The organism is Rhodococcus sp. PD04, assembly GCF_035918275.1.
Classification (GTDB): Bacteria; Actinomycetota; Actinomycetes; order Mycobacteriales; family Mycobacteriaceae; genus Rhodococcus; species Rhodococcus rhodochrous.
The window spans coordinates 2,568,633-2,595,161 of sequence record NZ_CP142143.1; the positions used below are offsets into that span (position 1 = coordinate 2,568,633).

Sequence of the window (26,529 nt, forward strand, 5' to 3'; positions counted from 1 at the left end):
TGAATGATGGTGAATCGGAAGCACTCTGCCGACGGACCACAGCACGACGACCACGAGTGCGACGCCGTCCTGATCGGCGGCGGCATCATGTCGGCAACACTGGGTGCACTGCTGACACGGCTCGAACCCGATCGGTCGATCCTCGTCCTGGAACGACTCGACGAGGTCGCGGCCGAGAGCAGCGCCCCGTGGAACAACGCCGGCACCGGCCACGCGGGCCTCTGCGAACTGAACTACATGCCCGATCCTGAGGATTCGACCCGGGCCGAGGAGATCGGCCGACAGTTCCGGATCTCACGGCAGTTCTGGGAGTCCCTCGACGAGCCGGACGAGACGACGTTCGTGAACGCGACACCGCACATGAACGTCGTCTTCGGCGAACGCGATGTGGACTATCTACGTCGGCGGCACGCCACCTTGCAACGCTCGCTGCTGTTCTCCGCCATGGAGTACAGCGAGGACCCCGACACGATCGTCCGGTGGGCACCGCTGGTGATGGGCGGTCGCTCCGGATCCGAACCGATCGCGGCCACGCACTACGAGGCAGGCACCGACGTCGACTTCGGTGCCCTGACCCACCGACTGCTGTCGGACGCGCGTCGTCGTGGCGTCGAGCTTCGTACCGGGCACGAGGTCACACGACTGCGCCGCACCACCGACGGGAGGTGGACGGTCTCGGGACGCACGACGACGGGACGGTTTTCGGTCCGATCCCGGTTCGTGTTCGTCGGCGCCGGCGGGTACGCCCTGAAACTCTTGCAGAAGGCCCGCATCCCGGAGGTGCGAGGTTTTGCCGTCTTTCCCATCGGCGCGCAGTTCCTCCGCACCGGTAATCCCGACGTGGTGTCCCAACATGCGGCGAAGGTCTACAGCCAGGCCGACGTGGGCGCACCACCGATGTCCGTGCCGCATCTCGACAAGCGGATCGTCGACGGACGCGAGTCGCTGATGTTCGGCCCGTACGCCACGTTCAGCACCAGGTTGCTCAAACACGGCCGGCTCACCGATCTGTTCACCACCCTGCGCCCACACAACATCGCCCCGTTGGTGGCGGTGGGCCTGCAGAATCTGTCGCTGGTGCGCTATCTCGTCGGCCAACTGCTCGCGTCCCGCGCGCGGAAATTCCGGCAGCTGCAGCGATTCTGTCCCGAGGCACAGCAGTCCGACTGGGAGTTGATCGACGCGGGGCAACGAGCCCAGCTCGTCAAACCCGATCGTCGCAGGGTCGGCGTCCTGACCTTCGGCACCGAGGTCGTGGCGAGCGCGGACGGCAGCATCGCCGGGTTGCTCGGGGCGTCGCCCGGCGCCTCGATCGCTCCATCGGCGATGGTCGAGCTGCTGAGCACGTGTTTCCCGGATGACGTGGCGCGGTGGCGACCGGTGCTCGAACGGATGATGCCCGACCTGTATCGGGAGACCGAAACGACCTCGCGCGCCGAACCGGGCCTCGCCCGCGCTACAGCAGCGGCGAGAAACGGTTCGGCGCGCGAGGATCCGAGCGCCTCGTAGGATTTACGCTCAGGCGGTCTGCAGGAACGGGTAGTCGGTGTAGCCCTCGGCTCCGGACGCGTAGAACAGCTCCGGACGCGGTGCGTTCTCCGGCTGCCCGTCCCGCCAGCGCTCGGCCAGGTCGGGATTGGCGATCAGCGCGCGGCCGACGGCCACGGCGTCGGCGTGCGAATCGTCGATCAGCTGCACGGCCTCGTTGCGGGTGGTCGGCGAGCCGAAGCCGCTGTTGGCGATCACCTTGCCGCCGAAACGCTTCCGGAGTTCCTGGACCAGATCGCCGGTCGGCTCCTTGTGCAGGACCGACAGATACGCCAGGCCCAGGGGCTGCAGGGCGTCGACCAGAGCGCCGTAGACGGCACGCACATCGTCGCGATCGGTCTCGACGGCGTCCTGGATGTTGTGTTCGGGGGAGATCCGCAGCCCGACACGTCCGGCGCCGACCGCCTCCGACACGGCCTTCACGACCTCGACAACGAGGCGGATCCGGTTCTCCACCGAACCGCCGTACTGGTCGTCCCGCACGTTCGATGCGGGGGAGAGGAATTCGTGCAGCAGGTAGCCGTTGGCGCTGTGGACCTCGACGCCGTCGAGTCCGGCATCGATTGCGCGGCGGGCCGAGGCGACGAAGTCGTCGACGACGGAGGGGATCTCGTCGATGGTCAGCGCGTGGGGCACGGGGTAGGGCTGCTTACCCTGCTCGGTGTGCACCTGGCCGTCGATCGCGATCGCGCTCGGCCCGACGACACGCCGGCCACCGTTGACGTCGGGATGCGTGACGCGGCCGCCGTGCATCAACTGCAGCACGATGCGTCCGTCGCGCTCGTGCACGGCATCCGCGACGCGACGCCAGCCGGCGACCTGCTCGTCGGTGACGATGCCGGGCTGACCGACGAAGGCCTGCGATTCGAAGTTCACATAGGTTCCCTCGGCGATGATGAGTCCGGCGCTCGCCCGCTGACGGTAGTGCTCGACGATCAGATCTCCGGGTACACCGGCCGAACCACCACGCAGGCGGGTCAGCGGGGCCATGACGATGCGGTTCGCGAGTTCGAGGTCTCCGAGGGCGACAGGTGTGAACAGATCCATGGGTGGCGCAACCACCCCCACCCCCGACGGCATTCCGGTGCCCGGCCGATTGTGGGATGGGTCATAGCGCCGGGTGGATGGTCACTCCGAGTGTTCGACGGCGGTGACCAGCCGATTCGACCAGTTCTCCAGGTGCTCGACGAACTCCGGTGGCGACGCACCGAGCAGCCGTCCTCCGGACATGCCCACGGCGAAGACCGCCCAGTCCATGCTGTCGGCGTCCACCTCGATCCGGCACCGTTCGGAGTCGATCGCGATCACCTCGGCCCACTGACCGATCCGGCGCCGCACCTCGTGCTCCGGCGCCTCGAGTTCCGCACTGACCTTCACCTGGGAGCGGCTGCGGATGCCGCGTTCGACGAAGGCCGCGGCATTGCCGCCGGGCAGCTCGCGCTGCCGGAATCGCATCCCGGTGGCGGTGGTCTCGGCCATGCGGTCGAGCCGGAAGCTGCGCCAGTCACCACGGTCGAGGTCGTAGCCGACGAGATACCAGCGTCGCCCGAGGGAGACGAGCTGCCGGGGTTCGACGCGCCGGCTCGTCGTGGTGCCGTCGGCCGCGGTGTACTCGAAGACGATGCGTTCGTCGTCGCGGCACGCGCGCGCGACGGTGACGAGTTGCTGTGAATCGGTCGCGCGGGTCGCCCAGGGGGTGTCGGCGGAGACCGTCGCCGCATCGAGCGCCTCCACCTGGCGTCGCAGCCGCGGTGGCATCACCTGGATGACCTTGGCCAGCGCGCGCACGGAGATCTCGGCGATCCCGGTGATCGAGGTCTGGGCCGCGGTGAGTAGGCCGACCGCGAGCGCGACCGCTTCGTCGTCGTCGAGAGCCAGTGGTGGCAACGACGCGCCCGGCGCGAGCTGGTACCCGCCGCCGACCCCACGATCGGACCGCACCGGATATCCGAGATTGCGGAGCCGTTCGATGTCGCGGCGGAGGGTGCGCAGCGAGACGCCCATCCGGTCGGCGAGTTCGGCGCCGAGCCAGTAGCGGTGGGTCTGCAACAGCGACAGAAGCCGCAGGGTGCGGGAGCTCGTGTCGGACATGACCTCATTCTTCCGCACCTGCGGACCTATAAGTGACAGGAACTGGCACCAATGGCTCGTAGCGTAGTTCTTGCCGGATCACGACGACGAGGAGCACCCGATGACCGAGACCACCACCACCCGGAACGCCACCCCGACCCTCGACCAGGAACGCCGCGATCTGCTGTCGGGCCTCGCCCACGCGCGGCACTTCCTGCGGTTCACGGCCCGCGATCTCACCACCGAACAGGCGTCGCAACGAACGACGGTGAGCGCCTTGACGATCGGCGGACTCATCAAGCACGTCACCGAGGTCGAGCGGGGATGGGCGGATTTCCTCGTGGTCGGAGCCGACTACATGGAGAAGGATTTCACCGAGTGGACCGAAGAGGATTTCGCCGAACACGACAAGGTCTTCCAGCTGCAGCCCGGTGAGACCCTCGAAGGAGCGCTGCGCGCCTACGACGAGGTCGCCGCCCGGACCGACGAGCTGGTACGCACGCTGCCGTCGCTGGACGTCGTCCACGAACTTCCCAAGGCACCGTGGAACACCGAGGACGCCTGGTCGGTGCGTCGCGCGCTGCTGCACATCGTCGCCGAGACGACGCAGCACGCCGGCCACGCCGACATCATCCGCGAATCCCTCGACGGATCGAAGTCGATGGGGTGAACCGGAGGTCGCGCTAGCGCCGGCCGGTGTCGCGCATCAACTCGGCGAGCTCCGTGCGGTCGGAGACGTCGAGTTTGGTGCACGCCCGGTAGATGTGCCCCTCGACGGTGCGGACCGACACCACGAGCCGGTCGGCGATCTGCCGGTTGGACAGCCCGGCGGTGACCATCGCGGCGACCTCCCGTTCCCGGCTGGTCAGGGGGAGCGGGCGAGCCGCCTCGTCCAGCGCCGGCGACGAGGCGTGATCGCATCGCGCAGCCAGTGCCGCGGCCGCGGCGGCGGCTTCGACGGATCGTCGGGTGTCGCCGTGGTCGCGGTAGGCGAGGGCGGCCAGGGCGTGGGCATCGGCGGCGTCGGCGAGGGCCCCGAGCGCCTCGAAGGTCTCCGCGGCCGCGGTCAGTCCCCGGCCGTCCGCCTCCGCGGAAGCGGTGGCGTGGGCCGCCATGGCGGCGACGAGACGTCCGTCGCACTGCTCGGTCAGTGCCGAGAGTCGTTCCGCGGTGGTGCGATCCCCGAACCGGGTGGCGGTGTGCAGGGCGATCGCCTCGACGGCGAACTGATCGTGCCGTGCCGCGATCTGCGCCGCCTCTCGGGCCGAGGTGATCGCGTTCGTGGTCTCGCCGCGCGCCGCGGCGAGCCATGCCTCTGCGATCCGGAGTTGCGGCTCGAAGACGGCGACGTGCAGGCCGCTGCGCGAGGTCGCCTGGGCCAGAGCGGCATCCGCGTCGTTGACACGCCCGAGTACGGCGTAGCCGTGTGTGAGGGCGAGGTACGCCGGCACGTTCCAGGAGACGGTGGCAGCCCGGTCGTCCACCTGGAGCGCGGCGACGGCCTGTTCGAGGCGGTGCACGGCGTGCACGAACCGCCCGCGCGCGGTGTCGACGACGCCGAGCAGGATGTTCGCCAGCCCCCACGCGAGATACTGGCCTATCGACGTGACGGTCCCGTGGGCGTCGGCGGGACCACGCATCGCGCTCTCCCGATAGGTCTCGGCCCGACGCTCGGCCTCGTCGAGATCTCCGGTGAGAAGCAATGCGAGAACCTCACCCAGGCCGGCGGGATAGCGCAGCAGGCCGTCGACCTGGTGGGCGACCGCTGCGCAGCGCGCGGCCATCGCAGGGACTTCGTGACCGCGTCCCATCACCGCGAGGGACAGTCCGCCGCCGAAGAACGCCCACTCGACCGCCCAGGGGAGTGCGGTTTCGGTGGCGAAGATGCGGTGAGCGAGGGTGAGCGCATCGCGGGGACGCCCTTCGTACACCGCGCATGCGCAGTCGATCGCGTCGACCACCACCCTCAGGTGCGGGCGCGTGACCAGTTCGCGGAGGGTCGCGAGCACCTGCTGGGCCTCGGCGGCGTTACCCATCCCCCAGAAGAGATTGGAGATGCGGGTCGCGCCCCAGCGCACGAGCTCGCTCTCGTCGAGGGTGCGGGGATCGAACGAGGCCAGCACGGACTCGACCTCACTGATCCCACCCAGCCACACCAGCGCGCGGGCGAGGAGATCCGCCGCCGAGAACGTGCCCGTGGCATCGAACGCCGCGCGTGCGAGACGTTCGGCCAACGGGGCATCGCCCAGAGCGATCGCGTCGTGGGCCGCGGTCTCGAGCAACTCGGGGTCGACGGCCCGGCTGCTGTCCAAGGAGAGTTCGGCCAGACGGATCCGGTCGGTCGGGCCCCGTTGGACGCGCGATCCCAATGCCTCGACGAGCTGACCGCGGATCCTGCGCCCGGCGATCCGGCCGACACGGCGGCGCACGACCTCACCGAAGAGGGGGTGGGTGTAGCGGACGCGGTAATTGCGGTTGTCGTCGACGACGTCGATCAGTCCTCGTCGTTCCGCTTCCTCGACCGCGTCGTCGCCGGCGAGACCGCACAGGATCTCGAGGTCGAGCGGTTCGCAGAACGCCAGCAGCTGCAGGGCCTGCAGCACCTCGGGCGTGAGGTGGTCGATGCGATGTTCGAGGAGTGATGCGAGTTCGGAGGTGACGGCGGTGCCGCCCCGGAGCTGCCACACGTTCCCCACCCGGCGGAGCGTGCCGGCCTCGCGGGTCCCGACCACGAGGTGGTGGACGAACAGCGCATTCCCACCCGAAGCCTTCCAGATCAGGTCGGCACTCAACTCCTCCAGGGGACCACCGAGCACGGTTTCGATCAGATCGATGCTCTGCTGCCGGGTGAACGGTGACAGCTCCAGGCGGATGAGATGGCCGTCCTTCCACAAGGAGGTGACGGCGTCGGGCACGGCTTCACCGTTGCGGACCGTGGCGACTGTGTGGACCGCGCGATCGAGGGCGAGCTGATGGAGGAAAGTGGCCGACAGCGGATCGAGCAGGTGGGCGTCGTCGACACCGAGGACGAGCCGTGCACGATCGGAACCGTGTTCGCTCAGCAGTGCCTGTCGTGCGGCGGCGAGGAAGGCGACGGGATCGCCGGCAGGGGGAGCTTCGATGAGGTGCGCGAAGGCACCGAGAGGGATGCTCCGAGCGGATTCCGTCCCCGCGATCCAGCGCACCGGGGCGGACAGCGAGTCGGTGGCCATCCGGGCCAGGGTGGTCTTGCCGACTCCGGGATCTCCGGTGAGGACCACACCGCCTCGGCCGGGGTCCGTCAGGGCCGCGACAATGATTTCCAGTTCCCCCCGCCGCTGAATCAGTGGCCAGCGCTGATCCATGCACACGATCGTAGATCCGCGAAGTGCGGATATCTCCGGGTTGGAGATTTCACCTCCTGCCCGTGACCGCAGATCGAGTACTCCACTACGCGCGACGTCGGCACCTTCGGCGACCACGATGGAGTCGTCGGAGCAATCGAACGGAAAACGGCCGAAGGAGCTGGTGATGACCACGACATCGTCGGAGCCGTTCTTCAGCTGGACGTCGAGACGGATCGACCTGAGCGCTGCAGCGGATGCGCGCACGGTGGCACCGGAACTCGACGAGTCGCTGCGCTGCGGCTCCCGGAAGGCCCGATTGCTGGCGATCCGCGACTCGGAGAGCGAGACCGACTACGTGGCGTTGCTGGTGGGCGACGTCTCGGGACACAGCGACGTCACCGTCCGCGAGGTCGACGAAGAGCGTCTGCTGGTCGAGGGGAGCCGGCCGTCCACCGAACCCGAGATCCTGTTGGGCATCACCCCGGAGCCCGGGTATTCCGGCCCCCATCACGTCGATCGAGAGGTCTTCGTGGACGGGCCGGTGCGGTCGCTGATCATCCGCAGCGGAGCGCGGTCGGTGGTGGTCGACTGGTGCCACGAAGAACACACGCGCTCGGCTCCGAGAGAGCAACTTCTGTCACCCGCGCCGCCGGCGCGCACCGGACCCGGGACGATCCGGTTCCGCGTCGCGCAGCTGTTTCCGAGCCCGCGCGTGATCCGATGGTGGCAGCGATTGCTGCCTCACCCGGAACCCGTGGGTCCGCGCCGCACCCCGGCGGTCTGCGGCTGACCGATCAGAGCCCGGGAATGCGGGGCAGCTGCGGGAGCTGGAACTGCGGGGGCGGGGGCAGTGTCGGCAGTTCGAACTGGGGGAGCCCGGGGACCGTCGGGGCGGGCTCCGGTTCGAGTGACGGCACCGAGGTGTCGGGCGCCGCCTCGTCCTGCGTCCCGGTGGTGGCGGGGACCTGCGTGGAGGTCGTGGAGGTTTCCGCCGTCGTCTGCGGCCGGTAGGTGGTGCGGGTCTCGCTGCGATCGGTGACCGTCGACTGCTCGTCCGAGACCGCCGGGACGGTTTCCGCCGCGGTCGATGTGTCGGTGGGGGTCGTGGACCGGGGTTCCGCTGCCGGTTGCGCCGGCGGCTCCTGTATCTCCTGCTGCGTGGCGGTGGGCTGCGGATCGCGACCGGAATCCTGCAGCAGGTCGACACCCAGGGCGATCGCCGCCGCGACGACGACGGCACCACCCGCGAGCAGGAGACGTCGACGGTTCCGTGGCTGCGCGGGCGCCTCGGTCTCCTGCCGGATGTCGGCGGTAGCGAAGCTCTCGGTCGGCGCGTCCGGCGCGACCAACTGCGGGGCGAACTGTGCCGTCTCGGTGAGTTCCGTCGGTGCGGCGAACTCCGCTGTTTCGGCGACCTTCGCGGTGTCCGGGCGGGCGAGGAGTGCCGCACCTTCCGCTGCCACGAGTTCGGGCTGCGGGGGCACGATCACCGGAATGTCGAGCCACGACTCCATCACGGCGGTGACCAGCGGAATATTTGCTCCGCCCCCGATGAGCACCGCGGCGTCGGGAGTGCGTCCCGAGCGGCGGATGACGTCGAGGGTGAGGCGGGCCGAGGCCTTCACGGGTCCGTCGATGAGCGAATCGAAGCTGTCCTGAGAGAGCAGCAGCAGACCACCCTCGCCGGGCATGCACACCGCGTCCTTCGAGGACAGCTGCTCCTTCGCGTCGCGGCACCGGGCGGTGAGCGCCCGCTGCGCCGCCATATCGGCCGGCTCGGTGAAGCGCTGCAGGTCGACGTGGTGGTCGTAGATCAGGCGGTCGACGAGGTCGCCGCTGATCCGGTCCGAGCGTGCCGTGCTCAGTGCGATGCGGGTGCCCCGGTCGACGACGGTGACGGTGAGGCCCGAGCTGCCGAGATCGTAGAACACGAGTGTCTGGTGGTCGCCGAGATCTCCTGTGGTTTCCAGCATTTCGAGCGCGGCGGTCACTTCCGGGACGAGCCGGAAGTTGTCGATGTCCAGTCGGCTCATCGCGCCCTGGACGAAATCGGCCTGCGTCTCGTTCTGATAGGCGACGCCGATGGCGCGCACCTGCTCGATCTCGTCGGTCTCGGCGAGCATCGTCTCGATGGACTCCGCGGCCAGTTCGGCCGGCCGGTCGAGCAGGGCGGGCATCGAGCGGGAGCGGAAGATCGGGCTGTCGACGCTCCCGGTGTCACGTCGCGCAAAGCGCACCGCGCTGGCACCGACCGAGACACCGAGAACTGTAGTCATGACGCCGACTATAACGGTTCGGTCACGGTCTGCACGCCGGAGGCGGGCGGGACTCGGATGACGGCGTGTCTCCGAACGGCCGCCGAGGACGTTGGCGAGGCCGCTCGCATGTTCGCCGTCGGCGGCGAAATCCTTGCTGTACAGTCGGCTTCGCGATCGTGGGCAGGATTTTCCGGACGTCCCGATCCCCACTGATATCGAGGAGGTTCGGGCGTATGAGCGAGCAGAGAGTGCGGATCGAGATCGACGAGTTCGGTGTCGCAACCGTGACCTTGGACCGTGCCGAGAAGCACAATGCGCTCGACCCGGCGATGTTCGATGCGATCGTCGACGCCACCGAGCAGCTCGCGACCGACCGCACGGTCCGCGCCGTCGTGCTCCACGGCGCCGGTAAGAGCTTCTGCTCCGGTCTCGACATCACCGGTCTCGGCAACCGCGACGGCAGTGGCCCGCGAGATCTGCTCGCCCGCGCGGACGGCCACATCGCCAACCACGCCCAGCGCGTGGCCTACGGCTGGTCCCGCGTCCCGGCCCCGGTGATCGCCGCGATCACGGGCAACTGCTTCGGCGGCGGCCTGCAGATCGCCCTCGGCGCCGACATCCGCTTCGCGACGCCCGGCGCGCGGCTGTCGATCATGGAGGTCAAGTGGGGCCTCGTCCCCGACATGGGGATCACCCAGAGCCTGCCGCGACTCGTCGGCCTCGACGTGGCGAAGGAACTCACCTTCACCGGGCGCATCCTCACCGGCGCCGAGGCCGCCGCGCTCGGACTTGTCACCCACGTCTCGGACGATCCGCTCGCCGCAGCGCAGGAGCTGGCCCACGAGATCGCCGGCAAGTCGCCGCACGCCGTGCAGGCGGCCAAGCGCCTGTACGAGGAGACGTGGACGGGCTCGGATGCGGAGTCCGCGCTGATGCTCGAGAGCACGCTGCAGGTCGAGTTGATGGGCTCGCCCAATCAGATCGAGGCGGTCACGGCGGGGAGGGCCGAGCGTGCTCCCGCCTTCGCCGATCCCGACTGACCGGGCTCAGATCTCCACGGCGGTACCGCAGATCCCGCACTGCTCCAACTGTCGGCGACCCCACCGCGCGACCGGCACGAAGAACAATGTGAACTGCTTGGACTCCCGGATCCGGAGCCACTGCGTGGTGTTGTGGCAGCGCGGACACGTCCGGTTCTGCCCTGGACCGAGGTTCTGTCGCTTGGTGCCGAAGCCGAAGAGAAGGAACATCGTCCGAGCATAGAGCGATGACGCGTGGTCCTTCAGTGCATGACCGGAAGGATCGCCGAGTCGGAGCGGCCCGACGCGGCCTCGACGAAGGTGAGCGGATCGGGCACCGCGGCGAGGATGTTCCGTGTCCGTTCGAGCGCCATCGCCTCGGGTCGTGGTCCGCCGACCGCGTCGATCACGTCGAGCCAGTGGATCGTGGTCTCCAGGATCGCCATGTCGAGAAAAGCGCCGAGCGCGACCGACTCCAGGAACGGGTGCGCGATCACGGAGGCACGGCTCAATCCGGGGATCCGGTCGAAGGCGGCGGGGAACTCGGATTCGAAGCGGGTCGCGACGGCGGCGCGCTCGGCATCGGCTGCCAGTCGGCGCACCGTCTCGGCCATCCGCTCGTGCCTCGGTTCGGCCTCGACCGGATCGGCGTTGAGGATCCGGAGCATCTCCGCGGCGCTGGTCACCTTCGCCTCACCGTCCGCCGGTGGCGCGGCAAGCATCTCGATCATCACGTCCGGTGTGATGTGCACGTAGACGTCCCGGACCGTCCAGCCCGGTAGCCGGGTCTCGGTCGTCCACTGCTCGTCGGACAGTTCGGCGGCGCGAGATCCCCACATGCGCCACAGTCGGATCATCAGCGCGCGATCCTGTTCGAAAACCGCCACAACAACCCCCTCCGTCGACGTGCGGCGATTCCGACCGTATCGCCACGTCCACCTGCTCCGCCGGACGTTCGCCGACAGGAAAGGGCAGCGCCCTGCTACTGCGACGGTATTCCGGTTCGGGGAGTCACCGCTGCTTCTTCTTGCGTCGCGGAGCTTCCTGTCGCTTCTCCGCCACGTCGTCGAAGAACCCGAGGACCTTCTCGGCCGCGGAGTCGAGGGCACCGCGGGTCTTGTGCTCGGCGGCGCTCTCCACGGCCTTCCCGCCGACGTCGCCGACGATCTCGGGCACACCTTTCGGCTGGGTCTGCGAGATCTCGAGTCTGTCCACGGCCTGGGCGAACCGCAGATAGGTGTCGACGCTCGCGACCACGATGCGGGCGTCGATGGTCACGAGTTCGATGCCGACGAGGGAGACCCGCACGAACGCGTCGATGACGAGCCCCTTGTCCAGGATGGTGTCGATGACGTCGGCCAACCCGGACGAATTCGGGCGGGCCATCGTCCCGCCACCCCCGCCGCCGGCGGGTTCGATCGAAGTCATGGTGCTGCTCCTCGTGCGTGAACGGAATCGGCGCACAGCGATTCCGGATCACACGAGTGGATCCGGGCGAGGAGGACGAGCTCTCCGGGCGACGCGGGCGTCACTTCTCCATCATGACGCCTTCCCGGCGGCACGACCAGGACCACGAAGACATCATGGTTGCAGGAGAAGGACTGTCGGTGGGGGCTCTGCTGGTCGTGGTGACCGTGATCGCCGTCTCCGTCGTGATCGACCGGGTGCGCCTCTCGACGACCCCGCGATCGTCCCCCACTCGAGGGGAGTAACGCGGTGGATCGGAGGAGGGTCAGAACAATCGCGGAGTTGCGTGAGATCCGTCCCGGGCTTCGCAGATACGGGCGTGCCAGCGGTCGACGAGCCACATCTCGACCATCTCCGGACGCGTGGCGATCAACGACGCCCACATGTTGAGGAGTTCGACGTACCGGAGATAGCGCCGCAGCGTGAAGTCCGCGACCGACGGATCCTCGAGCCATCCTTCGTGGACGAGCGTCGACACCGCATGCTGATCGAGAAGTTGCGCCGGGCCCGCCTCGGTCCGCACCTCGACCGCCCACAGATAGGTCGCCAGCAGTGGTACGCCGACCCCGGGGGTATCCGGCCATCCGGACCAGGTCTGCCGCGCGGTGTCGGGCAGGGACTTGGTCTTCGCGCAGTAGTCGAGGACTCCCTTGATCTTGGTGAACCGGTCCCGGCCCTTCGGGGCGTGTGCGTCCCGGACATCCGGAAAACGTCGAGCGCCACGTCGTCGCGGATGCGCGCTGCGCCACGCCGCGCACAGGAACAACAGGCCCAGGCCCGCGTGGTCGGCCTCGATCAGTTCACTGTCCGAGCGGAGGTCGTTGCGTTGGACGATCGCGTCGCCGTCATCGATGATCCGTCCGTCGAGATTCCGTCCCCGGAGGCGGATCTCGTGCCCGGCGCGCTCGAGGTGGCTGTTCCACCACTTCAGATCGACGGTGACGCCTTCGTCGAGCACCTGCAGGTCGAACGAACGCGCTCGGCACCACTCCGAGCATGCTTGCGGAGGCTCGAACCCCTGGTCGTACGGATGCATTCTGTGGACATTGCCACGAGTGTCCGGCGATTCCGGGGCAGGACACGCGCGTGGGGCCGACCTGTTCGCCACCTGTAACAGCAGAGGAGCCTCCACGACCGCCCGAGGAAATCGATGGACCGGAACCACGCGGCGATGAGAGCGTGAATCGCATGAGTCCGTTCGACGTCACCGATGCCCTTTCGCTCGCCGCCAGGCACGGCCTGCACCTGTCGGCCGACGACGTCACGGTGAACGAGGCGGGACTCGACTACCGCGTCGTTCTCGCGTCCGACGACACCGGCCGACGGTGGGTCCTGCGCATCCCACGCAGGTCCGACGTGTCGGCGAAGACGGCCGACGAACTGCGCATCCTCGATCTGGTCGGACCCGTCCTCGCCGAGGACGGCATCGCGGTGCCACGCTGGGAGATCCACGAGCCCGACCTCATCGCCTACCGTGCTCTTCCGGGCGCGCCGGGACTGACCCTGAACGATGCCGGTGAACCCGTCTGGCACATGGACCCCGCCGACCCTCGCTATGCCCGGCGGCTGGGACGTCTTCTGGCACGCCTGCACTCGATCGACGCGGAACGAGCAGATGCGGCCGGTGTGGAAGTACGCTCACCCGACCGGACACGCCGGGCCTGGCGGGACGACATCACACGGGTGCACGACGCCTTCACCGTCGCGCCCGCCCTCGCCGGCGCGTGGGCGGAGTGGCTCGACGACGACAGCTGCTGGCCCGACCACACGGTCATGACACATGGCGAGATCTATCCCGCACATGTCCTGCTCGACGAGGACGGTGCCGTCACCGGTGTCCTGGACTGGACGACGGCACGCGTGGACGACCCCGCGCGCGATTTCGTGATCCAGTACGGGGCGGCGGGGGAGGAGATGCTCCGGGTCACCCTCGCTGCCTATGTCGATGCAGGCGGACGTGTTCACGACGGTCTGGCGGCACAGGTCGAGCATCTCTGGAACGCGGCCCCGGTCGGGTACGCATTGTTCGCCCTGATCACCGAGAAGGAATCCGACCTGGCCACGGCAGCAGCGATGCTCGATCCACAGGATCGACCGTGCTCACGGTGATTGCGCTGCGCGAGCCAAAGCGACTGTTGCTGCGCATAATTCGTCGGCGGAGTCGAGCGGCGACAGATAACCGGCGCGCGTCATGGCTCGCCCACGCGGCGTGGTGACATCGAGGTCGAGGCCGTATCGGTCGGCTCCGACACAGGTTGCCGCTGTCGCATCCGGGAATCCGCCGAGCTTGCGGGCCATCGTCAGCAATGCGTCGGCGTGATCGTCGTTGAGATGGGCGATCGCAGGAGCGGCCGACGGGGTCACAGGATCCGGCAAGGCTTCGGCATAGTCCTCGGCGGTGGCCGAATCCATCCGTCCGTACCCACCGACCCAGCGCACGCGCTGAACCCGAAGAACCCAGAGCGTGAAGTCGCTGAAATCGATGTAGACGCGGGCCGCGGGGACAGCGGCCAGGTGTGCTTCGCGCGCGGCGGCCAGCTCCTCACCTTCGGGACGCTCGACGTACCCGGCGAGGGTGATGCGGGTACCGGCGAGCGGGTCGGACTGCGGGTCGGGTGCCACGACCGCGATGCTTGCGCGTGGATCGCGCGCAAGATTGCGGCCGTGCTCTGCCATGTGCGACACGCACAACACCGGTGAGCCTCCGACCAGTCCGTACGTCACGAAGGAGGCCCAGGGATCCCCTTCCTTCGTGAGGGTCGCGAGAGTGCCGGTGTTCGTCGACGCCGCGACCGTCCGCGCTTCCTCGGCGGCAGACGGTCGTGTCGCGTTGACGACTTCCGTCAATGGCGGCGGCACGGTGGGAGCGTCGCCGGGGTCTCCGTGATCCGAGTTCGTCATTCACGAGACGCTACCGGCGCGCCGGGTTCCGGGTGAGCCGTCACGGATGGAGCAGCGGGGCCGCGGTCGAGCGGCCACCGGAGGACGGGTGCATCGAGTGCACGAGTTGTCCTGCAGCAGTGTCGTGTAGGCGGTAGCGTCCGTGCGCATGAAGCGCTCCGTGCAGGGTGTACTCGCGGCGATGGTCTGTGCTGTAACGGTGGCGGTGCCCGGGTGGGCCCATGCCACCCCGAGTGAGGGAATCTCAGGGGTCACCTGGGTGGACATCGAGGTGCCTCCGGGACTGCTGCCGTTCGTACCCGACGGCGTGCACGCCGTCGCCCGGGAGATCACCATCGAACCGGGCGGTAGCACCGGTTGGCACTATCACGATGGCCCCGTGCTTGGCCTCGTGCGGGCCGGCACGTTGACGCATCCGGAAGGGGACTGCAAGCCTGTCGTGTTCGAGACCGGCGATTTCATCAACGAACCCTCGGGTCGGGACCACCTGCACGTGGGCCGGAATCTCGGTACGGAACCGGTGATCCTCGACGTGGTGTACCTCGTGCCGATCGGGTCGCCGCTGTTCGAGGATGTTCCGGCGCCCGCCTGCGATTGATGCCGCCGCGGTCACGAGCTCCCGTCGGTGATCGAAAAATGTGAAATTTTCCATCGCGACGTGGACGTGCGACTTCGCCTCGGGCCCGCGGTCGTCTCCCTCGAGCGACGATCGACGAACCTCGATTCCCGACGGAACGGTCGTCCGCGCCGAGGTCATCTGCTGGGTGTAGGCGTTCGACCCGCCATCGGACAGCCGAAGGGATCGAAGACGAGTTCGACAACGGAATCGACTGTGACAGCAGTCTTTCCGCTGCTCGCGGGGCCTGTTTTCGACGGCGATGCTGCGCACCGGGCGAACCCGCATCACGACAGGTCGACGGATCATCTAATCGGTGGCGTGCCGGACTGCGGCGTTCTCGGTCGCGACCGGACATGGGGTCGACGGTACGGCGCCCGGCGGGCGGTCGACGCCTGTCGGCGGAGTTCGAGTTACCGGCGAGTAAATATCGTTCTCGAGTTCTCGCACGTAGCCTGATACCCGATGCAATCCCGCACGCGGAGCATTTCGTGAGGCGGACCGAACTGACGTAGGGAGTCGAGACAAGAATGAGCGCCGACAAACAGTCGACCATTATCTATACGTTGACCGACGAGGCGCCGTTGCTTGCGACCTACGCCTTCCTGCCGATCGTGCGTACCTTCGCCGGGGCTGCGGGCATCGAGGTCGAGACCAGCGACATCTCGGTGCCTGCGCGGATCCTGGCCGAGTTCCCCGAGCACCTCACGGAAGAGCAGCGCGTCCCGGACAACCTGGCCGAGCTCGGTCGTCTGACGCAGCTGCCCGAGACCAACATCATCAAACTGCCCAACATCAGTGCGTCCGTGCCGCAGCTCCTGGCTGCCATCAAGGAACTGCAGAGCAAGGGCTACCAGGTCCCGGATTTCCCGGACGCCCCGAAGACGGACGAAGAGCGTGCCATCCGGGAGCGCTACGGCAAGATTCTCGGCAGCGCGGTCAACCCGGTCCTGCGTGAGGGCAACTCCGATCGGCGCGCGCCCCGCGCGGTGAAGGAGTACGCCCGTAAGCACCCGCACAGCATGGGCGAGTGGTCGATGGCCTCACGCAGCCACGTCGCGCACATGCGGCACGGCGACTTCTACCACGGTGAGAAGTCGATGACGCTGGACCGGGCGCGCAAGGTCCGGATGGAGCTGGTGACCACGGGTGGCGAGACGATCGTCCTCAAGCCCGAAGTGGAGCTGGGTGAGGGCGACATCATGGACAGCATGTTCATGAGCAAGAAGGCGTTGCTCGAGTTCTACGAGGAGCAGATGGAGGATGCGCGCAAGACGGGCGTGATGTTCTCCCTCCACGTCAAGGCGACGATGATGAAGGTCTCGCACCCCATCGTCTTCGGCCACGCGGTGAAGACCTTCTACAAGGACGCCTTCGCCAAGCATCAGAAGCTGTTCGACGAACTGGGCGTCAACGTCAACAACGGTCTCGGCGACCTGTACGACAAGATCGAGGCGCTGCCCAGCACACAGCGGGACGAAATCAAGCAGGACCTGCACAACTGCCACGAGCATCGTCCCGAGTTGGCCATGGTCGATTCCGCCCGCGGCATCTCGAACTTCCATTCCCCCAGCGATGTCATCGTGGACGCCTCGATGCCCGCAATGATTCGTTCGGGCGGCAAGATGTACGGCGCCGACGGACGACCGAAGGACGTCAAGGCGGTCATGCCGGAGTCGACCTTCGCGCGCATCTACCAGGAGATCATCAACTTCTGTAAGACCAACGGCGCGTTCGACCCGACGACCATGGGTACCGTTCCCAACGTCGGGCTCATGGCGCAGAAGGCCGAGGAGTACGGCTCGCACGACAAGACCTTCGAGGTTCCGGAGGAGGGCGAGGCCAATTTCGTCGATGTCGAGACCGGTGAGGTGCTGCTCACCCAGCACGTCGAGGCGGGTGACATCTGGCGCATGTGCACCGTCAAGGACGCGCCGATCCGCGACTGGGTCAAGCTCGCGGTCACCCGGGCACGCAACTCCGGCATGCCGGTCCTGTTCTGGCTCGACCCGTACCGCCCCCACGAGAACGAGTTGATCAAGAAGGTCGAGCTGTACCTGCAGGATCACGACACCGAGGGTCTCGACATCCACATCATGTCGCAGGTGCGCTCGATGCGGTACACGCTGGAGCGGCTGATCCGCGGTATGGACACCATCGCCGCGACCGGCAACATCCTGCGTGACTACCTCACCGACCTGTTCCCGATCCTCGAACTCGGTACGAGCGCCAAGATGCTGTCGATCGTGCCGCTGATGGCGGGCGGCGGCCTGTACGAGACGGGTGCCGGCGGGTCGGCGCCCAAGCACGTCAAGCAGTTGGTGGAGGAGAACCACCTGCGCTGGGATTCGCTCGGTGAGTTCCTGGCGTTGGCCGTAAGCCTGGAGGACCTCGGCATCAAGACCGGCAACGAGCGCGCCAAGATCGTGGCGAACGCGCTCGATGCAGCGACCGGCAAGCTGCTGGAGACGAACAAGAGCCCGTCTCGCAAGGTCGGCGAGCTCGACAACCGGGGCAGCCAGTTCTACCTCGCGATGTACTGGGCACAGGAACTTGCCGCGCAGACCGAGGACCCGGAACTCGCAGAACAGTTCGCCCCGCTGGCGGAGGCGCTGGCCAAGGACGAGGACACGATCGTGCGGGAGCTGAACGAGGTGCAGGGCTCGCCGGTCGACATCGGCGGCTACTACAGGCCGGACAGGGACAAGACCGTGGCCGTGATGCGGCCGAGTCGGACCCTGACCACCGCGCTGGCGGCCGTCGACCCCGAGTCCGGAAACGCCCCGTGACGGGTAGACCTGCGTCCTTGTAGGTAAGGTCCGCTGCTCCACGGCCGGTGAAACCGCGGGTCGTCGAGCAGCCCCAGAACGCACGCACAGAAAGGAGGTCGACCGGCCCCGAACGAAGGGCCGGTCGACCTCCTCGCGTAGTACACCTCGGCGCGGTTCTCGTGTTCCGGCCTACGTGACCGTTCCGCTGCGGTCGGCGGAGGAATCCGGCGTCGCGTCGAGCCGGTCGATCGTGTCGAGCGCCTCGTCCAGCCAGGTCAGCCATGTTTCTTCGAGGAGGATGCCGAGGCGGAGCACGAGGTGCTGCAGGGTGCTCCGCGCGTCGCCCCGGACCTCGGCGAAGTCGCGTTGCTCGATGGCGCGATACTGCTCGAGTATCGCCGTCCGGTACGCCCGTTGATGTTCCAGCGCGGGACGCGCGGCGTCGGGATCGTCGAGCGCCGCGGCCGCGCGCAGGCGCACGGAGACACCGGAGCGCACCACGTCCGGATCCTCGATCTCGGAGATCCAGCCGCGCAGTAATCGGCGACCATCGGGTGTGATGGTGAAACGTCGGGGCTGACCGCGGCCGGGTTTTCCGTCCGTCGAGACTTCGCGGATCAGGTCGCCCGCCCGCATCCGGTCCAGTTCGCGGTAGATCTGCTGGTGGGTCGCGGGCCAGAAGTACCCGATCGACCGGTCGAAGCGCCGCGCCAGTTCCAGTCCGGTGCTGTCGCGCTCGACCAGCGCGGTGAGGATGGCGAACCTGAGAGACACCGCGTCAGCCTAGGTCACACTATCCGGCGTCGATCATGGCGACTCGGCGTCGTTCGAGGGACGTCCACGCCTGCTCGTATTCGTCGCGGAGTCGTTGGACGAGCTCGCGGGCGGGGACGACGGACTCGATCGCGCCGAGGCCCTGGCCGGCGCCCCAGATGTCGCGCCAGGCCTTGGCGTCGGTGTTGCCACCGGACCCGAAGTTCATGGCGGACGGATCGGACTCGGGGAGGTCGTCGGGGTCGAGTCCGGCGGCGACGATGCTTCCCCGCAGGTAGTTGCCGTGCACGCCGGTGAACAGGTTGCTGTAGACGATGTCCTTGGCGGTGCTGTCGACGATCATGTTCTTGTAGTCGTCGGCGCTGCGGGCCTCCTCGGTGGCGAGGAAGGCCGTGCCGGCGTATGCGAGGTCGGCGCCGGCGGCCTGGGCAGCGAGGATCGAGCGGCCGTGGGCGATGGATCCCGACAGCAGCAGGGGGCCGTCGAACCACCGGCGGATCTCTTGGAGCAATGCGAACGGTGACTGCGTGCCGGCGTGGCCGCCTGCGCCCGCGGCGACGGCGACGATGCCGTCCGCGCCCTTGTCGATCGCCTTGTGCGCGAACTCGTTCGAGATCACGTCGTGGAGGACGATGCCGCCGTAGGAGTGAACAGCCTCGTTGACCTCCTCGCGGGCACCGAGCGAGGTGATCACAATGGGGACCCGATGCTCGACGATCACCTCGAGGTCCTGCTCGAGTCGCTCGTTGGAGCGGTGCACGATCTGGTTGACGGCGAACGGTGCGACGTACTCCTCGGGGTGGCGCGCCGCGTAGTCGGCGTTGCTCTCGGTGATCTGCTGCAGCCAGTCGACGAGCATCGACTGGGGACGGGCGTTGAGTGCCGGGAACGACCCGACGACTCCGGCCTGGCACTGGGCGGACACCAGTTCCGGTCCCGACGCGATGAACATCGGGGAAGCGACCAGGGGCACGCTCAGCGGGCCGGACAGGATCGGTGGCAGCGTCATGGTGTGTTCCTTCTTCGTCTCCGGACGGTCCCTCTGGCGTCAGACTATGTGCAACAAGGTGCAAAAAACAACGGGCAGACGTCACCTGCTCTGGAACAGAGGGATTTCGGGCGTGGCAGCTGCATGCACCGAGTGGCACTGTGGCATACAACGAGCAACCCCGCTCAATGTGTAGTGAGCGTGATCGCTCAGTGCGCGGACCTGATCGTCGGCGTGTATGGGGGCGACAGGGACGGTCGGGGCATCTGCCGGCCGGCCAACCGAGCGACGAGTTCCGCGCGACTACCCGCCCCTGTCTTCGCATAGACGGATTTGAGGTGGTCGTGCACCGTGTTCGGCGTGATGCCCCGGTGCCGAGCGATCTCGGCCGTCGACAGTCCGTTCAGCACGTCGGTGCACACCTCGCACTCGCGGGCGGTCAGCGCGTACGCGGCGAACAGCACCTCTGTGAGTTCGCTGTCCGCCGCGGGTTCGATGGTGACTGCGGTGCGGGACTCGTCGCCGTCGGCGCTCAACGGTGCCGCACGGACAACGATCCAACCTCCGACTTCGTTGCGGATACGCGCCCGGAACACCCCGGTCGAACTCGCCCGAGCCCCGAATGTTGCTGCCCGCAACAGCAGGGCCAATCGTACGGGACCGGCGAGCCGCTCCTCCCAGGCCCGCGCCGCGACGGTCGACGCGACCGGCTCGCCCGCAGGATCCGTCACGATCACCGCCGGACCGGGATCGGCTCCGCGGCGTGCGTGCAGGGTGTGGACGGCGGTCGCTCGGGTCGCGACCGCCACCGCCGGCGCGACCATCGTCAGGAACTCCAGTTCCCGCTCCGTGAAGTCCGGACCCGACCGGACGAAACCCGCCGCTCCCCAACACAACCCGTCCACCGTGAAGACGACCCGCGCCTCACGGTCGAGTCCGAGTGGGCGCCATACCGCAGCGTGCCGGAGGCTGTGGGCGAGGTCGGTCGACGGTAGATCCGAGGCCCGCACCACAGTTCGTCCACTGCGGGCGATGTCTGCGAAGGTCGCGGGATCGTGTCCACCGCATTCCGATTCGGCGAGTAATGGCTCGTATTCGGAGGGAATGCGGTTGCGCCCACTGGTCATCGAACCGAATGCCAGGGTCAGGGGATCGAACAGTGCCCAGCACGTCAGGTCGCTTCGTACGGTGTGATCGACCAGTTCGATGGCGCGCCGATGCAGTTCGGTGACGCCGGCGCCGGTGCCTGCGAACTCCAGGATCTCGCGGCGTAGCCGCTCCGCCCGCACTTCGAGCATGAGCCCAGTATGCGCCGGATCCGGGACGCAGGAGCATCCCCGATTCAGGGGATGGTCCGGCTGTTTCCGGGTCCATAGCGTCGCAGTTGTGTCCACGATTCATCTCGAGCGGGCCGGTACGGGCAGGCGATTGTCGGTGCCGGACGCCGTCGTCACCGTCCTGTCGTCCGGTGAACACACCGGCGACGCTTACGAGGTCATGCAGGTCGAGGCGCCCTGCGGCACCCCACCGCCGCTGCACTCCGAGCCCTGGCCCAAGACCTATCATCTGTTGCGCGGCCGGATCCTCGTCCTCCTCGACGGCGAGGGTTGCGAACTCGCCACCGGCGACACGCTCACCATCGCGGCGGGCACGGTGAACACCTTCTCGGTGCTCACCGACGACGCGGTCTTTCTCCTCGTCTGTCCCGGAACCGGGATGAGCGGTTTCTTCACCGACATCGACGCGCTGGGAGAGCAGCACCTGCCCGAGGACGCGCTGATGAGCAGATTCGGGCAGATCGCCACCCGCTACGGCATCCGATTCGCCGAGGAGGTCTCGCCTTGATCGTCGTTGCGCAACTCGCGGCCCTGGTCGCTGCTGCGGTGCACCTGCTGGTCTTCGTGTGGGAGACGATCCTCTTCCGCCGTCCGAGCATCCACCGGGACGTGTTCCGCATCCCGACCGAGGACGTCCAGCCCGTGCGGATGTGGGCGTTCAACGTCGGCTTCTACAACCTCTTCCTCGGATCCGGAACGCTTGCCGGCGTGATCCTGTGGTGGACCGGGCACGAGACGCCGGGCCGCACCCTCGTCGTCTACACGTGCTCGTTCATGTTCCTGGCCGGCATCGCCCTGTTCGCCTCGGACCGGATGGCCATGAGCCGTCCACGAGGTGCCGGGGTGGTGGGGTCGCTGTGCCAGTGCGTGCCGTCGCTGGTCGCGCTCGTAGCGCTGGCATTGGCGTAGAAGCGGCGCGGCCGACGACTTGGGTGGTTCGAGCCCCGGAAAGCGGGGGTGAAGCCACCCAAGTCGTCGTTCGTTCGCTCTGAGCCACCGCTAGTGTCGACCGCATGGCTCTCCTGTACGACGCCGAGTTGTCTCCTACCAAAGTCGAATTGCTGCGGGATTGGCTGCCGCGGACGTCCTTCTATCGGGGTGGCGAGTCCAGCGTCGACCGGCTCGGTGCCTTTCGGTTCGATGATCCGGCCGGTGAGGTCGGTATCGAAACCCACCTCGTGCGCGACGCCGACGGTGTCGTCTATCAGGTGCCCTGGACCTACCGTTCGGCGCCGCTACGTGAAGGTCGATCGGTCGGGGAGACGGAACATTCGGTGCTCGGACACCGCTTCGTCTACGACGCGACGACCGATCCCGTCTACATCCGGCAATTGCTCGTCACGATCTGTGCCGGCGGAAGCGAAGCCGAACAGTATGTCCACGTCGAGGGGGACGAGCCGAGGAAGGTCTCCGGAACCGTTCGGGTTCAGGGAAGTGGTGCCGAGGGCATCGAGGTTCCCGCAATCACGAGACTCGATGTAACCGATGATGGCGAGGGTCGGACGTGCATCGACACAGCGGGTATCACGATCGCTGTGCACCACCTACCGGCAGGCGTAGCGCTTTCCGGCCCCAACCTGATGGGCACTTGGAAGGGTGGCAGAGGTGTGCTCGCATCGATCCGATGATCGACCTCGTCCGACGAATGCCGCCGAGGGAAACCTCTCCGTGAAGCCCGCGCACCAGCAGTCGCATGCTTCTGTTCGCTTCGAATGGGGCCTGTCCGGAGCGGTTGCTCTCGGGGGCTCCGACATCTCGGTCGTGGTGGACGTGCTGTCGTTCACCACGACGTTGTCGGTCGCCGCAGATCGTGGAATCGAGGTGTTGCCGTACAGGGTGAGAGACGATTCGGCCGCCGAGTACGCCGCGAGACACGATGCCGTCCTGGCGGTCGGGCGTAGCCGAGCGGAGGCGGGGGAGGTGAGCCTGTCTCCGCGCACCGTTCGCGACGCCGACAACTTGCATCGCCTCGTTCTGCCCTCGCCGAACGGCTCGTCGATCGCGGACTCGCTGGCTACGTTGTCGTCTGTCGTCGTCGGAGCGTGCCTGCGCAATGCCACTGCGGTGGCAGCATGGATCGCGGAAGTGCTGTCGGAGGGTGCGACCGTGGCAGTGATCGCCGCCGGCGAGAAGTGGCCCGACGGGTCCCTGCGACCGTGCGTCGAAGATCTGTGGGCTGCAGGTGCGGTGCTTGCCGACCTGTTGGCTCGGCGTCCGGATCTGGCCGCGTCGACCGAGGCCGAGATGGCAGTGGCCGCCTGGCATGCGGTTCGAGGCAACGTGAACTCTTCATTGGAAGCCTGCGCATCCGGTCGAGAGCTGATCGCCATGGGATACGAATCCGATGTCACCGTGGCCGCGGAGGTCGATCGGAGTGCGACCGTGCCCGTGCTCGTCGGCGATCGCTTCGTGGACCACAGTTGATAGACGACTCGGGTGGCGTCGCCCCCGCTTTCCGGGGCCGAAGCCACCCGAATCGCAACTATCCGTCCAGGCCTTTCTCGTCCGAGCCGCGCACGGCGGGAATCGAACCGAATCGCCCGGCCCGGAAGTCCTCCATCGCCTCGATGATCTCGGCGCGGGTGTTCATGACGAACGGACCGGCCATGACGACGCGCTCACGAATCGGCTTGCCACCGAGCACGAACACCTCGAGGGCGTCGGTGCGCGAATCCTGCGTCGTGGCAGCAGAGATCGTCAGGCTCTCGCCCCTGCCGAATACTGCGGTCTGCCCGGTCCGGATCGGACGGTGTTCCGGTCCGACCGCGCCATCGCCGGCGAGCACGTATGCCAGGGCGTTGAACTCGGGGTTCCACGGCAGGGTGACGCTCGCTCCCGGCGCCACGGTCGCGTGCAGCAGGGTGATCGGCGTGTGCGTCGAACCGGGGCCACGGTGCCCGTCGAGTTCTCCGGCGATCACCCGGATGAGCGCGCCGCCGTCGGCCGAGGACAGCAGGGCGACCTCGCCGCCGCCGATGTCCTGGTACCGCGGGGCGACGAACTTCTCGGCCTTGGGCAGGTTCACCCACAGCTGCACACCGTGGAACAGTCCACCGCTGACCACGAGATGTTCCGGTGGTGCTTCGATGTGCAGAATGCCGCTGCCGGCAGTCATCCACTGGGTGTCGCCGCCACCGATCGTGCCGCCGCCTCCGTGGGAGTCGCGGTGCTGCATGATGCCGTCGATCATGTACGTGACGGTCTCGAAGCCGCGGTGCGGATGCCAGGGCGTGCCCTTCGGTTCGCCGGGTGCGTAGTTCACTTCGCCTATCTGATCCATGTGGATGAACGGGTCGAGGTACTTCGTCTCGATGCCCGCGAACGCACGGCGGACCGGAAAGCCTTCGCCTTCGAAGCCGCGCGGTGCGGTGGTCACGGACAGGACGGGACGCGAGAGCGCGTCGGGTGCGGGCTCTTCGACGCGGGGAAGAGCAAGAACGTTGTCGACGGTTACGGCAGGCACGGTAACCCCTCTCGGTCATGTAGTTGAGTCGTCAACTACCTTACTGCACTCAACCGTCGTCCTCCTCGGGTTGTTCCCACCCGAGGTGCGCCGCATCCACGACTTGACCCTGACGCAACGTCAGGGTTGATGCTGAAGCCATGAGGATCAGCGACTTGGCCCAGGCCGCAGGAACCACCGTTCGCGCCGTCCGGCACTACCACCGGCTCGGGCTCATGCCCGAACCCCCACGGACACCAAACGGATACCGGGACTACGAACTCGCCGACCTGGTGCGTCTGCTGCGCATCCGCTGGCTCGCCCAGTCGGGTGTTCCACTGGGTTCGGTGGCGACCGTCCTCGGCGGCCACTTCACCGACGGCAGCGACCGCGATGCCGAGTCCGACCTCACCGCAGACCTCGAATCGCTGCTCGAGGCGGCGGATGCTCAGATCCGGTCCCTGCAGGTCAAGCGTGATGCTCTCGCCGCGATTCTCGAGCGTCACCGCGCCGGCGACCGGCTCTCGCCTTTGCCGTCACCGATCGTCGACGCGTTCGACGAACTCATCGATGGCGAGGACGACCCGCACACCCGGTCGCTGTTCGTCCGCGAACGCGACAGCTGGGAGATGCTCGCACTCACCGGGCAGGCATCGCAGGAGTATCTCGACGCCATGCGAACCCTGCTCGACGACCCCGAACAACGGCACGCGATGGTCGCCGTCTACCGACGCTTCGGTGCGCTCGCCGGACAGGATCCCACCGCGGCAGCCGACGAGATCACCGCCGTCATCGACGGCATGACCGCGCTGCTCGACGACATCCCGATCATGGCGGAGGTGCTCGGTTCGTGGGCGGCCGAGGCGGCAACTGCCCTCGAATCGAACACCGAGGTGCTCGCCGAGTTCCTTCCGGACCCTGCTCAGCAGGCCGTCGCGATCGGGTTCGTCCGGCGCGTCGCCGCACAGTCGGGACCGCAGCAGGGCGGAGCGCGGGCATGACCGAGCGCACCGTCCGGCTCGTCCACCGGGCCGCCCTCGTCCTCACCGTGGTGGTGGCCTGTACCAACGCGGTCCTCGCCGCGTTCGGTGTCCTCACCCCGGCGACCGCGCTGAAGGTCTGGCTCGGATTCGAGCTATCTCTCGGGATCCTGGTGCTGATCGTCGGCGCACTGCGCGTCCGAGTTCTGCGCCGATCCGGAACACCGTGGGCGGGGGTGCCCGACGAACTCGTCGGCCGCGTGCCCGCGACCCTGATGCGCGCGGAGCTGAGAAGCTACCGCGCACTGTGGTTCCTGATACGAGGGCGTCGGGTCGGCGCCGGACCTGAGGTGACGACGATCGGTTACACCCGCGGCACGATGAGCGTGCCGATCGCGTGGCTCGTGGCGTCGGTCATCGAGATCGCGGTGGTCCACATACTCGTGCCCTGGGAATGGCTGCGCTGGACGTTGCTGATCGTGTCGGTGTACTCGCTTCTTCCTCTCGTCGGGTGGCTCGCGGATCGTGTCGTCAACCCGCATCTTCTGACGCGGGACGGCCTGATCCTGCGCTCCGGACATCAGGTCGTGGCACGTATCGACGCCGACAACCTGCAGCAATGCATTCCACGCCGCCGTTTCCAGCCGACGGAGACGGGTGTGGACGGCGAGGTGCTGTTCCTGCCCGGACCCGACGGCACCAATCTCGACCTCGTCCTCGCGGAACCCGTCGAGGTCCTGTTGCCGGCCTTCTTCGAGCACCGCCGCCGTCCGGCGCTCGTGAGCCGGTTCGCGATCCACGTCGACGATCCCGCAACGGCACGCCGAGTACTCGACGCCGCGCTCCTCGCCTGATGCGACGAGGGTGAAATCGGGCGATTTCGTCCACCGAATCCGTTCCGCATGCGGTGACCTGCGTTCATCGTGTATGGCAATGCGGCATGTCAGGACGAAACCGCGGGCTGACGCTCGGGTAGGACCTCGCCGGTGGTGTGGTGATCGCACACTGCGCACGAGAGTTTTCTGGTAGACG

The 26,529-nt window shown here is 67.6% G+C and carries 27 protein-coding genes; 14 read left to right on the forward strand and 13 right to left on the reverse strand.

The genetic code is table 11. The features are described from left to right. The first annotated feature begins 3 nt into the window (after positions 1-3). On the forward strand, positions 4-1,509 hold the full coding sequence (gene mqo / locus U9J23_RS11830; RefSeq protein ID WP_272267337.1) for a malate dehydrogenase (quinone): 1,506 nt from the start codon (positions 4-6) through the stop codon (positions 1,507-1,509). Between the two features lie 9 nt (positions 1,510-1,518). Here the strand turns inward: mqo and U9J23_RS11835 are convergent, their stop codons facing one another. Beyond that, a complete protein-coding gene (locus tag U9J23_RS11835) occupies positions 1,519-2,595 on the reverse strand; it encodes an alkene reductase (protein WP_088898616.1) in 1,077 nt (358 codons plus the stop codon). Positions 2,596-2,676: 81 nt separating this feature from the next. After that, complete coding sequence (locus tag U9J23_RS11840) at positions 2,677-3,639, reverse strand: helix-turn-helix transcriptional regulator (protein WP_088898615.1); 963 nt, start codon at positions 3,637-3,639, stop codon at positions 2,677-2,679. A gap of 100 nt (positions 3,640-3,739) precedes the next feature. On the opposite strand from U9J23_RS11840, the gene U9J23_RS11845 reads away from it, so the two are divergent. Then, positions 3,740-4,288 carry a DinB family protein gene (locus U9J23_RS11845; protein WP_172414981.1) on the forward strand — a complete coding sequence of 183 codons (549 nt, stop codon included), beginning with the start codon at positions 3,740-3,742 and terminating at the stop codon, positions 4,286-4,288. Between the two features lie 13 nt (positions 4,289-4,301). On the opposite strand, the gene U9J23_RS11850 is transcribed toward U9J23_RS11845, so the two are convergent. After that, positions 4,302-6,962 (reverse strand): helix-turn-helix transcriptional regulator, encoded by a 2,661-nt coding sequence (locus U9J23_RS11850; RefSeq protein WP_272267339.1) that lies wholly within the window; start codon positions 6,960-6,962, stop codon positions 4,302-4,304. A gap of 166 nt (positions 6,963-7,128) precedes the next feature. On the opposite strand from U9J23_RS11850, the gene U9J23_RS11855 reads away from it, so the two are divergent. Continuing rightward, positions 7,129-7,734 carry a hypothetical protein gene (locus U9J23_RS11855; RefSeq protein ID WP_225623794.1) on the forward strand — a complete coding sequence of 202 codons (606 nt, stop codon included), beginning with the start codon at positions 7,129-7,131 and terminating at the stop codon, positions 7,732-7,734. Between the two features lie 4 nt (positions 7,735-7,738). Here U9J23_RS11855 and U9J23_RS11860 read toward each other — a convergent pair whose 3' ends face one another. Next, on the reverse strand, positions 7,739-9,220 hold the full coding sequence (locus tag U9J23_RS11860) for an Hsp70 family protein (RefSeq protein WP_272267342.1): 1,482 nt from the start codon (positions 9,218-9,220) through the stop codon (positions 7,739-7,741). 215 nt (positions 9,221-9,435) lie between these two features. On the opposite strand from U9J23_RS11860, the gene U9J23_RS11865 reads away from it, so the two are divergent. Then, positions 9,436-10,242 (forward strand): crotonase/enoyl-CoA hydratase family protein, encoded by an 807-nt coding sequence (locus U9J23_RS11865; RefSeq protein ID WP_272267344.1) that lies wholly within the window; start codon positions 9,436-9,438, stop codon positions 10,240-10,242. Between the two features lie 6 nt (positions 10,243-10,248). Here the strand turns inward: U9J23_RS11865 and U9J23_RS11870 are convergent, their stop codons facing one another. The 3 genes from U9J23_RS11870 to gvpJ all read right to left on the reverse strand — a co-directional run bounded on the left by U9J23_RS11870 (position 10,249) and on the right by gvpJ (position 11,607). Next, a complete protein-coding gene (locus U9J23_RS11870) occupies positions 10,249-10,452 on the reverse strand; it encodes a zinc-ribbon domain-containing protein (protein WP_016694796.1) in 204 nt (67 codons plus the stop codon). A 32-nt stretch (positions 10,453-10,484) separates the two neighbouring features. Continuing rightward, positions 10,485-11,108 carry a maleylpyruvate isomerase N-terminal domain-containing protein gene (locus U9J23_RS11875; protein ID WP_272267348.1) on the reverse strand — a complete coding sequence of 208 codons (624 nt, stop codon included), beginning with the start codon at positions 11,106-11,108 and terminating at the stop codon, positions 10,485-10,487. Between the two features lie 124 nt (positions 11,109-11,232). Further along, entirely contained in the window at positions 11,233-11,607 is a 375-nt protein-coding gene (gvpJ, locus tag U9J23_RS11880; RefSeq protein ID WP_085468312.1) for a gas vesicle protein GvpJ, read from the reverse strand. A gap of 98 nt (positions 11,608-11,705) precedes the next feature. Here gvpJ and U9J23_RS11885 point away from each other — a divergent pair, with 98 nt between their 5' ends. Beyond that, positions 11,706-11,933, forward strand: a complete 228-nt coding sequence (locus U9J23_RS11885) for a hypothetical protein (RefSeq protein ID WP_272267350.1) — start codon at positions 11,706-11,708, stop codon at positions 11,931-11,933. Between the two features lie 20 nt (positions 11,934-11,953). Here the strand turns inward: U9J23_RS11885 and U9J23_RS11890 are convergent, their stop codons facing one another. Then, positions 11,954-12,724, reverse strand: coding sequence for an 8-oxoguanine DNA glycosylase OGG fold protein (locus U9J23_RS11890; RefSeq protein WP_272267352.1), 771 nt, complete (start codon positions 12,722-12,724; stop codon positions 11,954-11,956). 152 nt (positions 12,725-12,876) lie between these two features. On the opposite strand from U9J23_RS11890, the gene U9J23_RS11895 reads away from it, so the two are divergent. Further along, a complete protein-coding gene (locus U9J23_RS11895; protein WP_106201520.1) occupies positions 12,877-13,797 on the forward strand; it encodes a macrolide 2'-phosphotransferase in 921 nt (306 codons plus the stop codon). On the opposite strand, the gene U9J23_RS11900 is transcribed toward U9J23_RS11895, so the two are convergent. Continuing rightward, entirely contained in the window at positions 13,789-14,589 is an 801-nt protein-coding gene (locus U9J23_RS11900) for a HugZ family pyridoxamine 5'-phosphate oxidase (RefSeq protein WP_272267355.1), read from the reverse strand. The two genes, U9J23_RS11895 and U9J23_RS11900, sit on opposite strands and share 9 nt — an antisense overlap. A gap of 148 nt (positions 14,590-14,737) precedes the next feature. Here U9J23_RS11900 and U9J23_RS11905 point away from each other — a divergent pair, with 148 nt between their 5' ends. Beyond that, positions 14,738-15,187 carry a cupin domain-containing protein gene (locus U9J23_RS11905; RefSeq protein ID WP_085468199.1) on the forward strand — a complete coding sequence of 150 codons (450 nt, stop codon included), beginning with the start codon at positions 14,738-14,740 and terminating at the stop codon, positions 15,185-15,187. Between the two features lie 548 nt (positions 15,188-15,735). After that, on the forward strand, positions 15,736-17,994 hold the full coding sequence (locus U9J23_RS11910) for an NADP-dependent isocitrate dehydrogenase (protein ID WP_272267356.1): 2,259 nt from the start codon (positions 15,736-15,738) through the stop codon (positions 17,992-17,994). A 171-nt stretch (positions 17,995-18,165) separates the two neighbouring features. Here the strand turns inward: U9J23_RS11910 and U9J23_RS11915 are convergent, their stop codons facing one another. The 3 genes from U9J23_RS11915 to U9J23_RS11925 form a co-directional block, all read right to left on the reverse strand. Then, on the reverse strand, positions 18,166-18,750 hold the full coding sequence (locus U9J23_RS11915) for a PadR family transcriptional regulator (protein ID WP_272267357.1): 585 nt from the start codon (positions 18,748-18,750) through the stop codon (positions 18,166-18,168). Between the two features lie 19 nt (positions 18,751-18,769). Further along, entirely contained in the window at positions 18,770-19,759 is a 990-nt protein-coding gene (locus U9J23_RS11920) for an NAD(P)H-dependent flavin oxidoreductase (RefSeq protein WP_106199766.1), read from the reverse strand. 188 nt (positions 19,760-19,947) lie between these two features. After that, positions 19,948-21,036, reverse strand: coding sequence for a helix-turn-helix transcriptional regulator (locus tag U9J23_RS11925; RefSeq protein ID WP_160875158.1), 1,089 nt, complete (start codon positions 21,034-21,036; stop codon positions 19,948-19,950). A gap of 88 nt (positions 21,037-21,124) precedes the next feature. On the opposite strand from U9J23_RS11925, the gene U9J23_RS11930 reads away from it, so the two are divergent. The 4 genes from U9J23_RS11930 to U9J23_RS11945 all read left to right on the forward strand — a co-directional run bounded on the left by U9J23_RS11930 (position 21,125) and on the right by U9J23_RS11945 (position 23,499). Beyond that, on the forward strand, positions 21,125-21,583 hold the full coding sequence (locus U9J23_RS11930) for a hypothetical protein (RefSeq protein WP_060653395.1): 459 nt from the start codon (positions 21,125-21,127) through the stop codon (positions 21,581-21,583). Next, positions 21,580-21,984: a DUF1304 domain-containing protein gene (locus U9J23_RS11935; RefSeq protein WP_060653394.1), complete on the forward strand. Its 405-nt coding sequence runs from the start codon at positions 21,580-21,582 to the stop codon at positions 21,982-21,984. Before U9J23_RS11930 ends, U9J23_RS11935 begins: the two co-directional genes overlap by 4 nt. Before the next feature lie 104 nt (positions 21,985-22,088). Continuing rightward, entirely contained in the window at positions 22,089-22,703 is a 615-nt protein-coding gene (locus tag U9J23_RS11940; protein WP_230825591.1) for a maltokinase N-terminal cap-like domain-containing protein, read from the forward strand. Between the two features lie 40 nt (positions 22,704-22,743). Beyond that, a complete protein-coding gene (locus U9J23_RS11945; protein ID WP_160875162.1) occupies positions 22,744-23,499 on the forward strand; it encodes a 2-phosphosulfolactate phosphatase in 756 nt (251 codons plus the stop codon). Positions 23,500-23,557: 58 nt separating this feature from the next. Here the strand turns inward: U9J23_RS11945 and U9J23_RS11950 are convergent, their stop codons facing one another. Continuing rightward, positions 23,558-24,538, reverse strand: coding sequence for a pirin family protein (locus tag U9J23_RS11950; RefSeq protein ID WP_326602761.1), 981 nt, complete (start codon positions 24,536-24,538; stop codon positions 23,558-23,560). A 140-nt stretch (positions 24,539-24,678) separates the two neighbouring features. Between U9J23_RS11950 and U9J23_RS11955 the strand changes: the two genes are divergently transcribed. Further along, positions 24,679-25,518 (forward strand): MerR family transcriptional regulator, encoded by an 840-nt coding sequence (locus tag U9J23_RS11955; protein WP_272267362.1) that lies wholly within the window; start codon positions 24,679-24,681, stop codon positions 25,516-25,518. Next, positions 25,515-26,351 (forward strand): hypothetical protein, encoded by an 837-nt coding sequence (locus U9J23_RS11960; RefSeq protein WP_230825588.1) that lies wholly within the window; start codon positions 25,515-25,517, stop codon positions 26,349-26,351. Before U9J23_RS11955 ends, U9J23_RS11960 begins: the two co-directional genes overlap by 4 nt. The last annotated feature ends 178 nt before the right edge of the window (positions 26,352-26,529 follow it).